General features: G+C 45.1%; 12 protein-coding genes. 6 read left to right on the forward strand and 6 right to left on the reverse strand.

From position 1 onward, the window contains the following. Positions 1 to 4 precede the first annotated feature (4 nt). The 5 genes from MSG34_RS02035 to MSG34_RS02055 are packed head-to-tail and all read left to right on the forward strand — an operon-like array spanning position 5 to position 5,971. Entirely contained in the window at positions 5 to 931 is a 927-nt protein-coding gene (locus MSG34_RS02035; protein WP_248336141.1) for a DUF58 domain-containing protein, read from the forward strand. Further along, positions 928 to 1,413, forward strand: coding sequence for a DUF4381 domain-containing protein (locus MSG34_RS02040; protein WP_248336142.1), 486 nt, complete (start codon positions 928 to 930; stop codon positions 1,411 to 1,413). Before MSG34_RS02035 ends, MSG34_RS02040 begins: the two co-directional genes overlap by 4 nt. Then, complete coding sequence (locus tag MSG34_RS02045) at positions 1,406 to 2,413, forward strand: VWA domain-containing protein (RefSeq protein WP_248336143.1); 1,008 nt, start codon at positions 1,406 to 1,408, stop codon at positions 2,411 to 2,413. The genes MSG34_RS02040 and MSG34_RS02045 overlap by 8 nt, the downstream gene beginning before the upstream one ends. Continuing rightward, the gene (locus tag MSG34_RS02050; protein ID WP_248336144.1) at positions 2,406 to 4,289 is read left to right on the forward strand and encodes a VWA domain-containing protein; all 1,884 of its coding nucleotides are present in this window, start codon (positions 2,406 to 2,408) and stop codon (positions 4,287 to 4,289) included. Before MSG34_RS02045 ends, MSG34_RS02050 begins: the two co-directional genes overlap by 8 nt. Positions 4,290 to 4,291: 2 nt before the next feature. Continuing rightward, entirely contained in the window at positions 4,292 to 5,971 is a 1,680-nt protein-coding gene (locus MSG34_RS02055) for a BatD family protein (protein ID WP_248336145.1), read from the forward strand. Between the two features lie 103 nt (positions 5,972 to 6,074). Here the strand turns inward: MSG34_RS02055 and MSG34_RS02060 are convergent, their stop codons facing one another. From MSG34_RS02060 to MSG34_RS02080, 5 genes are all read right to left on the reverse strand, one after another. After that, positions 6,075 to 8,219 (reverse strand): GGDEF domain-containing protein, encoded by a 2,145-nt coding sequence (locus MSG34_RS02060; protein ID WP_248336146.1) that lies wholly within the window; start codon positions 8,217 to 8,219, stop codon positions 6,075 to 6,077. Between the two features lie 336 nt (positions 8,220 to 8,555). Continuing rightward, the gene (gene pstB / locus MSG34_RS02065) at positions 8,556 to 9,305 is read right to left on the reverse strand and encodes a phosphate ABC transporter ATP-binding protein PstB (RefSeq protein WP_004732036.1); all 750 of its coding nucleotides are present in this window, start codon (positions 9,303 to 9,305) and stop codon (positions 8,556 to 8,558) included. A 90-nt stretch (positions 9,306 to 9,395) separates the two neighbouring features. After that, the gene (gene pstA, locus MSG34_RS02070; protein WP_017064256.1) at positions 9,396 to 10,259 is read right to left on the reverse strand and encodes a phosphate ABC transporter permease PstA; all 864 of its coding nucleotides are present in this window, start codon (positions 10,257 to 10,259) and stop codon (positions 9,396 to 9,398) included. Between the two features lie 15 nt (positions 10,260 to 10,274). Beyond that, positions 10,275 to 11,204, reverse strand: coding sequence for a phosphate ABC transporter permease subunit PstC (gene pstC / locus MSG34_RS02075; protein ID WP_017064255.1), 930 nt, complete (start codon positions 11,202 to 11,204; stop codon positions 10,275 to 10,277). Positions 11,205 to 11,315: 111 nt separating this feature from the next. Continuing rightward, positions 11,316 to 12,137 (reverse strand): phosphate ABC transporter substrate-binding protein, encoded by an 822-nt coding sequence (locus tag MSG34_RS02080; RefSeq protein ID WP_048609800.1) that lies wholly within the window; start codon positions 12,135 to 12,137, stop codon positions 11,316 to 11,318. A gap of 472 nt (positions 12,138 to 12,609) precedes the next feature. On the opposite strand from MSG34_RS02080, the gene MSG34_RS02085 reads away from it, so the two are divergent. Further along, a complete protein-coding gene (locus tag MSG34_RS02085; protein WP_248336147.1) occupies positions 12,610 to 14,253 on the forward strand; it encodes a methyl-accepting chemotaxis protein in 1,644 nt (547 codons plus the stop codon). A gap of 88 nt (positions 14,254 to 14,341) precedes the next feature. On the opposite strand, the gene MSG34_RS02090 is transcribed toward MSG34_RS02085, so the two are convergent. Further along, the gene (locus MSG34_RS02090; protein ID WP_050643358.1) at positions 14,342 to 14,899 is read right to left on the reverse strand and encodes a DUF1566 domain-containing protein; all 558 of its coding nucleotides are present in this window, start codon (positions 14,897 to 14,899) and stop codon (positions 14,342 to 14,344) included. Position 14,900 lies beyond the last annotated feature (1 nt).

Genomic DNA, 14,900 nt, shown 5'->3' on the forward strand with positions numbered 1-14,900 from the left:
GCGCATGAATAATCAACTACCCAACCATAGTGACGGTGTCACGTTAAATCTAGATGAGCTGCTGCAATACAAAGCGCAGTCTGTTCGCTGGTTGCCTCCAGCCAAGAGCCTTTGGTCGCAGCTTAACGGTCAACACGAGAGCAATCGCAAAGGTCGTGGGATGAATTTCTCTGAAGTTCGTCAATACCAAGCGGGCGATGACATTCGCAGCATAGATTGGCGTGTGACAGCCAGAACGGGCAAAGCGCATACCAAATTGTTCTCTGAAGAAAGGGAGCAACCTGTCATTCTGTTCTTAGATCTTTCAAGCAGTATGATTTTTGGCTCAACCTTGCTGCTGAAATCGGTTCAACTTGCTCACTTTGCTAGCCAACTGTGCTGGCTTACTGTGGCTCAAAAAGACCGAATTGGCGCGGTGATCGATACTGGCAAAGAGGTCATTGAGATTAAGCCAAGTGCAAGCAACCATGCTCCACTGCGTATTTTGAAAAAAGTCATAGAAATCAATAATTTGGCACTGTCTAATCACGACAATCATAATGACACGACCTTAGAGCATGGGCTGAAATCTCTGCACCAGCTTTGCCCTAAAGGAAGCGATATTATTATGCTCAGTGACTTTGTGCGTTACCAAGAAAGTGACTACTCACTTATCAGTCAAATTCGCCGACACAACAGAGTACGTCTGGTGCATTTCTACGACCCGCTAGAGCAAGGTGAAACCGCCTATAAAGGTTCTAAGCAGGTCACCGATGGCAGCAAAACTCAATGGTTTAATTTCTCTTCTAATAAAGAAAAGCAAAAGCTTAACCATGCTTTTTCGGCTAAGAAACAGCAGCTACAGCAGATGGGGTTGTCTCTCGCGATACCTTATAGCTCGCTGTCGAGTGCGCAGTCACTCATGAGCCAGATATCAGGAGAGCAGTCATGAAGCAGCCCTTAGATTTAAGTCCGGTTATTGCGCCAGATGCACCGACTTGGTGGCCTTTGGCGTGGGGATGGTGGGCCGTGATTATCACGGCCATTTCCCTGATTGCCTTGGTGTTTTTCATTCTAAAACGTAGAAAAAACAATCAACAGGCGAAGCAAGAAGCGTTGTCTTACTTTAGTAATAGTCAGTCTCCAGATGGCTTGTCTCCGAGCAAAGCGCAAGACATGGTTCGTCAGGCTGCACTGAGCTATTTCCCACGCGAAAAAATTGCAGGTTTGTCTGGTGATGATTGGTTGAAGTTCTTAGATGCGCAATTGGCGAAGCCGTTATTTGTAGCAAAACAATCCCAGTGGCAACAAGCGCTCTATCAAGATGTAGCTCTAATGAACGACGACCAGAAAAAGGCTCAACAGCAATTGGTTAATGACTGCGAAGTGTGGCTTCGTACTGCCCTTCCTCCAAAGCGAGGTCGTTATGAGTGATTTTCTAAGCACTATGTTTCTAAGCAGGGACTTGCTAAACATCGAGTTCGTTTGGTGGTGGATGTTCTTCCTCGCGCCACTGCCGTTGCTCGTTTACTTGTTCTCACCAAAGTCAGAATCAAGCAATGCCCTAAGGCTTCCATTTCTGCCCGAAGACAGCAACACAAAAACACCGAGCAGTCGCTTACCAAAGGCGTTGTCCGTGATTATCTGGCTTCTGCTGGTTACGGCGAGCGCGCGCCCTGTATGGTATGGCGAACCGGTGGAGTTTCAGCCTAAGCATCGTGATTTGATGTTGGTTGTCGACCTCTCCTACTCGATGAGCCAAGAAGACATGCAATTCAATGGCGAATACATCGACCGCTTGTCGGCTGTGAAACGAGTATTGAGTGACTTTATTGAGCGTCGTAAAGGTGACCGAGTCGGATTGGTACTATTTGCTGATCACGCCTACTTGCAGACTCCGCTTACGCTAGATAGAGATACGCTTTCACAACAACTCAATCAAGCGGTGTTAAAGCTTATCGGAACTCAAACCGCGATTGGTGATGGTATTGGCCTTGCTACCAAAACCTTTGTCGATAGCGATGCCCCTCAGCGTGTAATGATTCTACTCAGCGACGGCAGCAATACCGCCGGGGTATTAGACCCGCTAGAAGCGGCGGATATTGCAAAAAAATACGATGCGACGATTTACACCGTGGGTGTCGGTGCAGGCGAGATGATGGTCAAAGAATTCTTCATGACGCGCAAGATCAATACTGCTCAAGACTTGGATGAACGCACACTAATGGAAATTGCCAAACGCACCGGCGGTCAGTACTTCCGTGCGCGTGACAGTAAAGAGCTGGCAACAATTTACGACACCATCAACCAGTTAGAACCCGTGACGAACGCTACTAAGATCTGGCGACCACAACAAGAATGGTTTGTGTGGCCACTATCGGCGACAATGTTCTTCGCATTTATGCTGTTAGCCATTAGGAGAAACAATGTCTAACTTTACTTTTATCTACCCATATTGGTTCTTGGCGCTTGCTGCATTGCCCGCTATTTGGTGGCTGAGCAAGACACAATCCAAACAGGGATTACTCGCGTCACACATCGCCCGTTATCTGGTTCCTGAATCGAGTAAGCCATCGAAAAATCGCAGTACTTACTTCGGTATTTGGTGGCTGGTCGGCGTTATTGCGTTAGCCGGGCCAAGCTTCGAGAAAAACGAACAGCCAAGCTTTGAAAAAACGCAGGCACGAGTTGTGATCATGGATATGTCGATGTCTATGTATGCCACCGACATTAAGCCGAATCGCTTAACTCAAGCGCGATACAAGGCTCTGGATCTGCTTTCATTATGGAAGGAGGGGCTAACAGGCATGGTGGCGTATGCTGGAGATGCTTACACCATTAGCCCGCTAACGTCAGACATCAACACCATCAAGAACCTAGTCCCTAACCTATCGCCAGATATCATGCCTTATCAAGGCGGTGATGCCGCATCAGCCGTTAAGCTAGCGATTGATATGATGACTCGCGCTCATATCTACCAAGGCGATCTAGTTCTGATTGCTGACGATATTGATGCTCAAGAGAAGAAACAGATCGACTCCCTACTCTCTGACAACGATTGGACATTGTCGATTTTAGCCGTCGGGACTGAAAGCGGTGCGCCAATCTCGTTACCTACGGGTTCGATGCTGCAAAGCGACTCAGGACAAACCGTGGTGGCAAGAACCAACTTGAAGAACATGCGCGAGCTTACACGCAGCTATGGTGGCACGTTCATTGAAGTTCAATTTGATAACTCAGATGTTGAACACATCGCGAGCTACCTCGACCGCGTTGCAACAACATCAGAAGTAACCAAGACCAACAACTCACTCAACACCAGAGTGAACAACGGTTTCTGGTTACTGCCTTTGCTATTACTTCCCGCACTTGGATTATTCAGGAAAGGTGTTATTTGGTGTGCCTTAGCTGGAGTTATCTCTTTTAGCCAACCAAATACTGCGTTTGCGAACCCGTGGAAAACCGATGATCAAGTAGGCTATCAGCTGTATCAGAACGAAGACTTCCAACAAGCTGCTGAACAGTTCACCCAGCAAGAATGGAAAGGCATTGCTCAATACAAAGCCGGCGATTTCGAAGCCGCTGAGCAGACGCTGCAAGACCTTTCTGGTGAAGATGCTCGCTATAACCTTGCTAACGCCCAAGCCCAACAAGGCAAGTACGACCAAGCGATACAAGAGTATCAACGTATTCTTGAAAGCAACCCTGAGCATGCTTATGCGAAGAAGAACTTAGAGGTCGTCGAACAAGCCCAGAAGCAACAGCAACAGCAACAGCAACAGCAACAGCAAGGCGATTCTGACTCCAAAGACCAGAAAGACCAAGGTCAGCAAGGTCAGCAAGGTCAGCAAGGTCAGCAAAATGATTCTTCGCAAAGCTCTCAGAATCAACAACAAAGCTCTGCTGACAACGGCAAGTCACAAGATCAAAGCAGTAACCAAGATCAAAGTGACAACCAAGGTCAAAACGCAGCTCAAGGGCAACCTGAAAATCACTCTGACTCTGAAAAGTCTAAACAAAACGACAAGCATGCCGCTCAACAAAGTAAGAGTGATCAGCCGAAACAGAGTGAACAAGAAGGCGCTACACCTCAAAGTGCTAGCGCACAACAAGCTTCAAAAGAAGATGGTGAGAAAAGTGGTCAGCAAGCTGTAGCACAAACCTCAGATCAACCTCTGTCGAGCGATCCGGACATGCGAAAACTTGAGCAAGTAGAAAGCGCCCGTGACCCGAGCCAACTGCTTAAAGCGCAAATGATTTTACAAGCACGACAAAAAAGTGCTCCTAACAACCAGAACAAAAAGTGGTAACCATGCGATTTCTAAACAAGCCATTTTTATCCGTACTCCTAACATTGTTGTTGGGCGCTTTCTCGTCCTTCTCAGCATTGGCTGCAAACGCCGTGGCGAGTGTTTCACATAACAGTGTCACCAAAGATGAAGTATTTCTTCTTAGAGTCGCAACCGATGAAAAGGTCTCTTCTGACGCGTTAGATCTTACGGCGCTCCAGCAGGATTTCTATGTCGGCACGCCAAACTTTGGGTCATCGATGCGAATCGTCAATGGCAACCGTTCGGTGTCAAGTGAATGGAACATTACCCTTGCTCCACTGCGTTTGGGTAAGTTGCAAATCCCGAGTTTTGATATTGAAGGGGCAAAAACTCAGCCTATCACCATCAATGTTGCAATTAACAAAGCCGCTCCAACTCAACATGACATGGCTGAGTTCCAACTTAATCTCAGCAAGAACTCGCTGTACCCACAAGAAGTGGCTGAGCTTGATGTAAAACTCATCATCAAAGCTGACCCAAGAAGGCTGCAAGATCCTAAAATAGCGCCACCGAGCTCGCCGGGTTTAGATGTGGAACCTATTGGTGAGTCGAAGCAATTTCAAGATGTTCTCAATGGACAAGAGGTGACGGTAGTTCAACAGTCTTTCCGTATCTCCTCACAAAAGGCCGGACAGTTTAAGTTGAACGGACCGAAGCTGACTGGAGCCGTTGTTTACTCAACCAACAACTCCAGTACAACGCGTCTGTTCCAGCTCGATACACCTGTTGAAACCTTAGGTGTAACTGTGAAGGACGTACCAAAAGGCTACCAAGGTGAGTGGTTACCAACATCAAACTTCAAACTGATTCAACAATGGTCAGATAGCCAAGGCAATCAACTGGGAAATAGTAATGCTTTAGAAGGCGGTAACCCAACCATTGAAATGGAAGCGGGTGATTCGTTAACTCGTACCATCACCATGACGGCTAGCAACTTAACGCAACACCAGCTGCCAAAACTGAATATCACCTACCCTAATTCGGTACGTGTTTATGAAGAGAAGCCGCAATTTGGCACAACTCAGTCAGGTGATGCTGTCGTTGTTTACAAGCAAGTATTGATTCCGAAAGAGGCTGGAAATATCTCGCTTCCTGATGTGTCTCAAGCTTGGTTTAACACCGATTTGCAATCAGAACAAACCAGTAAAGCGCAGGGGCTAGAGTTAGCGGTAAAAGCAAGTGATCGCGCAGCGTCAAGCACTCCACCAGTTACGGCTACGCCCGCCCAACAAGTAAGCCCGACGGTTGTAACTGTAGATAGCCCTGGGATATGGCCTTACCTAACCGCTCTGTTTGCTGTTTTATGGTTAATCAGCTCAGCGATGGCTTTCTATTTCTGGTCACGACGTGGTGTAACGACAAAACCAACACGCATAGTTGAACGTCAATCATATACAGCAGAAGCGCTTATTGAAGCTCTGAAAACGAAAGATGGCGTGATGACCAGAACCTTGTTTGAGCAATGGAAAGCTGAAAACCCAGATCTGAGTGATGAGACAATAGGAGTGGTTGAAACTGAGCTAACGAAGCTCAATCAGAGCCTCTATGGTGAAGCTGGTTCACCAAGTCAGTCATGGGATCCTTCTGAGGCAGTCAAAGCAGTTAAAAAACCAAAGCGAGTCACAAGCAAAGCACGCAAGAGCACATTGGAAAAGCTTTAGTTAACCAGCAATCTAAGTAAACAAAAAAGAACGAAGCCGTGATGACCATATTGTGATCATCACGGCTTCATTCGTTTTACGCTAAGAAGAAACAGATACCGCACTAAGAAATTGAAACTTCGACCTTTTTACGTTTCAACGCAGAAACGATCCGATTTCGCCCTGAGTCTTTGGCTTGATACAAGGCTTTGTCGGCCTTGCCATACAGCAGATCAAAATCGAATTGATGCTGGTCTGAGGTTATCGAGGCATAGCCGACAGATGCAGTTAAATACCGACTGGTGCTGCTTTCACAATGAAGGATCTTCGCCTCTTCAATGCATTTTCTGATCGACTCTGCACGCCGCTTGGTCTCAGAGTGATGGGTGCCGATCATTAACAACATAAACTCCTCTCCCCCAATACGACAGAAAGTCTCTTGCTCATTGTAAACATGGTTATTTAGTATCTTACCTATCGAGCGTAAAGCAGCGTCACCTTCGGTATGACCATAAACACTGTTGTACAAACCAAAGTGATCGAGGTCGACAAGGATCAATCCGAAAGTGACCTCATGTTGTGTGGCAAACGCTCCTTGATCGTCACAATTTAGATCTTCTAAAACTTGCGACAACATACGACGATTTCCAAGACGCGTCAGCGGGTCTAATTTAGAAATGATGTCCAACTGTTCATTGGCTCTTTCAAGCTCTTGAGTGCGCTTACTGACCTCTTGTTCGAGCGTTTCATTGAGCTTTTTAAGCTCCTCTTGCGCCATGGTTCTTTGCAGCACCTCAGCAAGGCTAGAGGCAAAGATACGAATCACTTCGCGAAGCTGGGAAGTTAAAGGGCTGCGTGTTAACAAGTTATCGGCGGCAATAAATGCAATCGGCTCACCCGTATTGGTGGTGAGCATGGTCATTGCCGTCCAACCTACCCCAACAATATTAAAGTCATGATAGATAGGTACTGATTCTTCAAATGCGACTTGATTGGGACAAGCGCGAGCCGCTGAAACAATGTTGCGTTCCACCAGCTCTGAACGATAGTAGGACTCGTCGACAATATCACCCTTTATGTCGGTGCCCCATGTACCTTGCATGTAGCTGCAATTCTTATCCGTCAGGAAAACCGCCAATCGGTCGATGCCTAGGTGTTGAATAGCAAAGCTAACCGCAGACTTACACACCTCACTAACACTGTCGCAGCGAGACAACTCAACCATGCTCGAGTGCAGCATGCGTATGTTCTGCTCTTGGCGTTTACGAATGTATATCTGAGAGAGGAGCGACCCGAAGGATTCAAGCATCTGCTTTTGATAATTGGTAATGGGTGAACGGTGGATGTAGTTATCCATCGCAATCCAGCCGACCGGTTTATCCCCTTCACGCAAGATAAGCATCCCATTCCAGCCCTGCCCCACTACCTTGCCTTCGGTGTAGAGTGGCGCTTGTTCAATAATGACTAAGTTGGTGTGGTTGTCAGACAACGCCTCAATGTATTCGGCCTCAAGCTGGTGTAAATCATATTGAGTATGATGTTCACTGTTGGTTTTACCCGTTTCGTCAGTGCCGTAAGTACCACTAAAGCAGCGCTTTTTCATATCAAGTAACATGAAGATCGCACGATCAAAGCCTAGGCGATCGCGTACGGCTTCTACTGATGCTTTATAGAGTGCATCTAAAGTTTCGGGATTAGAAAGCTCTAACGCCACCTGATGAACTAGCTTCATGTTCTCGACAAACAGTTCACGAAGCTTAATCTCATCAAGGTATTGAGCTTCACGTGTGTCTCTGTGTTTGATCTCAAGTGCCGCGTTCTTCTCAGCACGAATACACTGCCAGCGAGCGGCGGCAAGTTGAAGAACATCTAGATCTTGGTCGAAGGTTTGATTGATCTTTTCGGCATCGCAATTTTGAACAATTAAATAAGTTCTGCAGGCAGGCGCATTATCGAGCATCATGATGAATGACTCCCCACCGAGCACTTTTATGTGATCCCAGTTACAGGTATTGATTGCCATAGGTAAAACACCGTCTGCGGTATCGAACTGTGAAACCCAAGGCCAAAATGTTGAGGGGTAATTCTCAAGTGAGGTTAATTCACCGTAACAAAACAACGGCAACGAATCGCTTTCCGGTATCGGCTCAGCAAATATCCCAATCCCTTTTGGAGCAAGCATTTTAGCCAAGTACTCAAAAAGAGACTCTGCCAATAAACGGTGATCGCGCGTAGCAGATATTTGTTTTGCAAAGGCTTTTACAGGCACAGCTTCCGTCCATTGGCTATTGAGAATACAGCAAAAATACAGAAGCCTTGATATGCAATCAATGTAACTAAAAATGAGATGTTAAGCGGGTCGCAATTTCACTTTTTACATTATCACAAGCATGAGAAGGACTACAAAAATGGGATTTCCTGCCCAAAATTTCATCGACATTGGGACTTTTTTAGAGGCATAAAAAAGCCCCACCTAAAGTGGGGCAAAACTTCCATCGCTTATAGTTATAGTGATAATTCTGTCGATCTATTCGATTATCTAACCTGCGTATCAGTTAGCGTGCTGGTTTTGCTAATAGGCCAAACACAGCACTTAAATAATCAATTAACCAAAGTCACCGTTTACGTAACCTTTAGTACGATCATCTTTTGGTTCGCTGAAGATAACACTCGTTTCATTGTGCTCTACAAGCTCTCCCATTAGGAAGAAAGCAGTACGGTCTGAAATACGACGCGCTTGCTGCATTGAGTGCGTTACGATAACGATAGTGAAGTCTTTCTTCAGGTCTTCCATCAATTCTTCAATCTTGTGCGTCGCGATTGGGTCAAGAGCCGATGTAGGTTCATCCATCAGGATTACATCCGGTTCCATTGCAATGGTACGAGCGATACATAGACGTTGTTGCTGACCACCAGACAAGCCAAATGCGTGTGCTTTAAGACGATCTTTTACTTCGTCCCAAAGTGCTGCACTGCGCAGTGAACTTTCTACTACTTCATCAATGTGCTTCTTGTCTTTGATGCCTTGAGCGCGTAAGCCGTAAGCTACGTTCTCGTAGATGCTCATTGGGAATGGGTTTGGCTTTTGGAATACCATGCCTACGCGAATACGCAGGTCAGCCACATCAATATTGCCGTAGATGTTTGTACCATCCATATCCAGCTTACCTTTGATAGTAACGCCTTCAATTAGGTCATTCATGCGGTTCAAGCAACGTAGTAGCGTTGACTTACCACAACCTGATGGGCCAATCAGTGCCGTAACCTGACGAGTTGGAATTGGCAGGTTGATAGATTTAAGCGCTTGGTTGTCGCCGTAAAACAGATCTAGGTTCTCAATATCAAATTTGTTCATGTTCGTAATCTCTAAATTCTTAAATTCGTGTCTAACTTGATGCTTTCTTTATCACGGGGGCTCTCTTTATTGATGAGCCAGCTAATGAGCTTAGTAAGTTGCCGTGTTGAAGCGTCTCGCAATCAGTTTTGTAACCATGTTGATCAAGAGAACCAGTACGATTAGGACTGTCGCCGTGCCGTAGGCTTGGTTCCACTCATCGATAGTAAATAGCTCTGTTGTCAGCTTATATAGGTGAACCGTTAGTGTACGGCCAGAATCGAATACCGACTCAGGAACACGTGCCACCATACCTGCTGTTAAAAACACAGGTGCTGATTCGCCAATTACACGACCAATACTAAGAATGACCGAAGTTAAGATACCTGGCATTGCGCTTGGTAAGATCAAACGCCAGATAGTGTAGATTTTTGAAGCGCCAAGGCCATACGAGCCTTCGCGGTAAGTTTGTGGTACTGCCATCAATGCTTCTTCTGTAGTACGAATGATTACAGGAAGAATCAGGATACTTAGCGTTAGTGCACCCGACAGAATCGAGAAGCCAAGACCAAGAATCGAAACAAAGAAGGTCATACCGAACAGACCAAAGATGATCGATGGGATACCAGCTAACGACTCAGTACAGAATCGAATCACTTTCACCAATCGGCTACCTACTTTCGCATATTCAGTTAGGTATATCGCCGTCATGATGCCCAGTGGCGCGGCTACCGCAATCGATGCAATTACCATGTAGATCGTGGCAATGATCATTGGGAAAATACCACGTTCTTCACCAGTACGAGTGTAATCATCAGTGATGAAGTTCCAATCTACGTATTGCAGACCGTTCGATAGGATGTACCAAATAATCCAGAATAAGAAACCAACGGTTACAGCTGCAGCTGCCCAGATAAAACCTTTTAGGATGTTATCTTTGGTTTGACGTGCTTGTTTTAGTTTTACGCGATCCATATTACTTATCCTCGCCTACTTCGCTTTTTCACGGTTAAGATAAAGTAGAGCACCATTTAACATCATGATGAACACTAGAAGTACAACACCTGTTGCGTACAGTGCGTTAGCGTGAACGCCACTTGCGTAAGACATTTCAATTGCAATGTTTGCTGTTAGCGTACGAGCAGAGTCCAAAATGCCTTCTGGCATTGCTGGCGCGTTACCCATAACCATGATGATTGCCATCGTTTCGCCAAGTGCGCGACCAATACCCAAAATCACACCAGTCATAATGCCTGAACGTGCAGCAGGAACGAGTAGCTTAAAAATCGTGTAGATTTTCGAAGCACCCAGTGCAAGTGAACCTTCTTTGTATGTGCGAGGTACAGCACGAATCGAAGTTTCAGAAACCGTGATAACGGTAGGAAGAATCATAATACCCAGAACAATGATACCCGCCAGGATAGTATTACCCGCTGGTACTTGGAAAACGTTCTGAATCATTGGAACGATAATTACTAGACCGAAGAAGCCGTAAACTACCGACGGGATACCCGCTAGAAGCTCAACTGCTGGTCGAATAATATCTGCAAGACGCTTTGGAGCAATCTCAGCAATAAAAATAGCGGTTAATACACCAACTGGCACACCAACAACTACAGCTCCAAGTGTCGAAACAATCGATGCAACAATCATGGTTGCAACACCGAATAGAGCTGGAGGTAACCAGTCAACACCCAGAACGATGCCAGAAACACCAGCCTCTTGGAATGCAGGGATACTCTCTGCAACGATAAAGTAAGCGATAACGGCTAGTGATACGATGCCGATTACAGCACTCGATAAGAACAAGCCGTGGAAGATTCTTTCTCTCCAGTCGATGCGCTTCTTAGCACGTAGACTTGGCTTGTTGATTTGAGTCGCTTCAGTATTCATAAGCTTTTCACTATTTGCGATGGTCATATATAAAATCTCAAACTTTGTGGCTCAATAAGAGCTCGAAATAAACAAAGTTGAAAGAAAAGGCTCAGCCTAAAGCAGGCTGAGCAATAATTAAGATTGAGTCAGTTAAGATTAGTTAACTGTGATGTAGCCTTTTTTAGCTGAGATAGCTTGAGCTTCGTCTGCAACCATCCAGTCTAGGAATTGTTGAGTTTCAGCTGATGGAGCGCCATCTTTGTAAAGAACTAGGAAAGGACGAGCAACTTTGTAAGAACCGTTCTTAACGTTGTCTACAGTCGCAGCAGCGCCGTCGATAGTTAGAGCTTGAACAGATTCGTCAACTGTACCTAGAGAGATAAAGCCGATAGCGTATGGGTTGCTTGCTACAGAAACTTTAAGTGCGCCGTTACCGTTTGCAACTTGTGCACGTTGAGAGATAGCCGATACTTTCTTATCGCCAATCTTCTTCTTAAGTTTCATGATGTCTTCGAATGCACCACGTGTACCAGATGCAGTATCACGAGTGATTGCTACGATTGGCTTGTCAGCACCGCCAACATCTTTCCAGTTAGTGATGTCGCCTTTGTAGATTGAAGTGATTTGCTCAGCAGTAAGAGCAGATACTTCGTTGTTCGGGTTAACAACAACTGCGATACCGTCACGAGCGATAACTAGCTCTTTCAGGTCAGCTGTTTTCTCTTCTTCTTTTAGGTCACGAGAAGAGATACCAAGGTCAGCACTTCCATTTTTTGCTGCTTTGATGCCTGCAGAAGAACCTGGTGCTTGAATTTCGATGAACACTGGTTCGCCTTTATTCATGTAGGTTTCTGCAAAAACTTCAACCAGTGGAGAAGCACTGTTAGAGCCAACTACAGAGATAGTTTCTTTAGCTGAAGCTGTATTCACTGTTAGAGCGCCTAGTAGTGCGATTGCACCGATAACTGTCTTTTTCATCACAAATTTCCTTTAGTGGCGTTATTGCCGTAATGTTGTGTTTTGCTTGAACGAGGCCTACTTTAGAATCTGAATATGACAGTTGTGTTTCACTTAATTGAAGCCTATATGACAACTACAACTTATTTTCTTGTTTCTCCCCTACCAAATAGCCTTAAAGTAATAAATTAGCCCCACTCATAGGCACCGAAAATTCATTCCAACCTATTTAAGCTAAACCGCTCAATATCTCGCCATCCTTTTATTTTATTACCTAATACCACACAAGGTTCTGTGCCAAATAACCCTACCTTAAAAATGGCTAAAGCCTTGTTTGTACAATAAATATTCAAAATTTATCAAATATCTATCTCATATATCAAAATCGAATTCATTACTGATTGAATTGTCATTCTCAGAAGTTAGAATCACCTGCTAATTACAATAATAACAATTGCTTCTGCTCATTTATTTATTCAAAGAAGGACATTACATGCGCCAACCTCTCAGTGGCTTATCAATCAAAATACAAATTCTCATACCCGTATTATTTTCCGTCGTCTTACTTTTAGCCGGTGTCATCATCGGTGGTGAAAAGCTAGAAAGTGCATTCAAAGATGTATCAGTAGCGACCGACCAATTAATCTTACATAAAGAAGAACTAAGCGAAATCGTCGACAACAGCTATGGCATGCGCATCAAAGCGATTTACAGTCTATTCAATGCTGATGACGTAAAAACACTGGTTGAAACACTAAACCAAAAACGCGACCAAAATACTCGCCTACTGAATTCATTAGACACAGTTCCAGGCATGCAAGATGAAGTAGCAGCGATGAACAAAGCGATGAATCACTATGTCGACTTTTCTCGTACAACAATGCTTCCTTTATTAAGAGCGAAGCACGGCGATGCATCACTCTCTTCAGATTTTGAAAACCGCTACCAGATCGCAATCGACCAATACCGACACGCGGGTAATGACATGGTGCAAGCGATCAACACGCTTTCTAAAAAGTTGAATCTGCTTGCGACTCAAGAAGTCGACATCAATGGTCAGCAACACACCAGCACACTCGATACCGCAACCATTGCGCTTCTAGTGATCCTATCTGTAGCTCTAATTATCAGTTGGACGCTGGCTGGCATCATTGTTAAGCCGATCAGCAATATTCAAGCAACCATGCGCGAAGTGGCAAAAGGTAACTTGTTAGTTAAAGCAGAAGAGTATGGCGACAACGAAATCTCACGCCTAGCGCAAGACGTAAACCAGTCTGTTGAACAATTGCGTGACACGGTAAGCTCGCTGTCTCGAATCAGTATCGAAGTGGCTTCTGCGTCGACAGAGTTAGCAGCAGTAATGACACAATCGAGCGTTAATTCAGACCAAGAGAAGCAAGAAGTAGAACAAGTTGCTTCTGCTGTAAACCAATTAGAAAGCACAGCATCACACGTCAACGAGAATGCAGTACAAGCCGACTCAGCTTCCAAGCAAGCCGACGAAATGGCAACACACAGCATGAGCTTGTTTAACGAGAGCAACCAAGCTAATGAGCAAATGGCGATTCAGCTGAGCGAAGCGGCAAACGTTGTAGGCACGTTAAAAGAGCACTCCGAGCAGATTGGTAAGGTAATTGAAGTAATTCAAAGCATCTCTGAACAAACTAACCTTCTTGCACTTAATGCAGCAATCGAAGCCGCACGAGCTGGGGAAAGTGGCCGTGGTTTCGCAGTTGTTGCCGATGAAGTTCGAATGCTGGCGGCACGTACCCAAGATTCAACCAAAGAGATCCAAGCAATTATCGAAGGTTTGCAGGTTCAATCGGGTAACGCCAATGAAAGTATGAGCAGTTCACTGTCTATGTTAGAGCACAACCAAACGCTCTCGGGAGAGGTCAGCGCAGCCCTTTCTGGTATTGCTAATTCAGTAACCGACATGACAGAAATCAATACTCAAGTCGCCTCTGCCGCAGAAGAACAAAGCCAAGTGACTGCAGACATCAACCGCAATATCTCCAACATATACAGCCTAGTAAGCCAAAACGTAACCGGCATTACCCAAGCCGCTGCAGCAAGCCATGAGCTATCTAACTTAGCCGAGCAGCAAAAGCAGCAGTTGGACTACTTTAAGGTATAGGGTTTAAGATTTAAGTTAAGACCTAAATACCAAAACCTAAAAGGCCGTGGAGAACCACGGCCTTTTTATTCAGAACATTTCCATTAAATTATTCTGCAACTAATAAGACGCTAAATTTATATTGTGCAGCGTTGTACTGGTAAACCTCACCATTAATCGAATCAAACGTCATCACGCTCTGTCCACCACCTGCAGGCGTTGAGCTCCAAATAAATGAAGCTAAGTTTCCGACTTCAACGTTAAACGTATCACCGAACACCTTGTGACTTATTGCTGGAGAGTGACAAGCCACCTCTTTTAATGATACCAACTCTTTGATGTTTGGCATGCGCCATTCTTTTACGCCTGCAAACTGATGTAACACATGGCTACCACTCTGGTCATTAATTGATTCAACCATGGAGAGCGCACTTTGCCAATGGTACGTTTCAGCAGGTCCACTACAAGCTAATGTCTTCGTATCCCAAGTTTTACCTAGTTGACAACGCATCCACGTTAATCCAGTCAGTTCATCGCTAAACGTCCCATTATCATTCGCAATGTAACGCGTACTTGGAGCTGATTTTTCGATATTCAAGCTGCACTCTTGTGCTATTGCACCCGCAGAAAATAGACCAATCAAAGTAATGGTTAATAAATTTTTCATC

Source organism: Vibrio sp. 1CM2L, from assembly GCF_023161695.1.
Classification (GTDB): Bacteria; Pseudomonadota; Gammaproteobacteria; order Enterobacterales; family Vibrionaceae; genus Vibrio; species Vibrio coralliirubri.

Coding starts and splice junctions, on each gene's coding strand:
- MSG34_RS02035 (WP_248336141.1), top strand. CDS start 5: ATGAATAATCAACTACCCAACCATAGTGACGGTGTCACGTTAAATCTA.
- MSG34_RS02040 (WP_248336142.1), top strand. CDS start 928: ATGAAGCAGCCCTTAGATTTAAGTCCGGTTATTGCGCCAGATGCACCG.
- MSG34_RS02045 (WP_248336143.1), top strand. CDS start 1,406: ATGAGTGATTTTCTAAGCACTATGTTTCTAAGCAGGGACTTGCTAAAC.
- MSG34_RS02050 (WP_248336144.1), top strand. CDS start 2,406: ATGTCTAACTTTACTTTTATCTACCCATATTGGTTCTTGGCGCTTGCT.
- MSG34_RS02055 (WP_248336145.1), top strand. CDS start 4,292: ATGCGATTTCTAAACAAGCCATTTTTATCCGTACTCCTAACATTGTTG.
- pstB (WP_004732036.1), bottom strand. CDS start 9,305: ATGAACAAATTTGATATTGAGAACCTAGATCTGTTTTACGGCGACAAC.
- pstA (WP_017064256.1), bottom strand. CDS start 10,259: ATGGATCGCGTAAAACTAAAACAAGCACGTCAAACCAAAGATAACATC.
- pstC (WP_017064255.1), bottom strand. CDS start 11,204: ATGACCATCGCAAATAGTGAAAAGCTTATGAATACTGAAGCGACTCAA.
- MSG34_RS02080 (WP_048609800.1), bottom strand. CDS start 12,137: ATGAAAAAGACAGTTATCGGTGCAATCGCACTACTAGGCGCTCTAACA.
- MSG34_RS02085 (WP_248336147.1), top strand. CDS start 12,610: ATGCGCCAACCTCTCAGTGGCTTATCAATCAAAATACAAATTCTCATA.
- MSG34_RS02090 (WP_050643358.1), bottom strand. CDS start 14,899: ATGAAAAATTTATTAACCATTACTTTGATTGGTCTATTTTCTGCGGGT.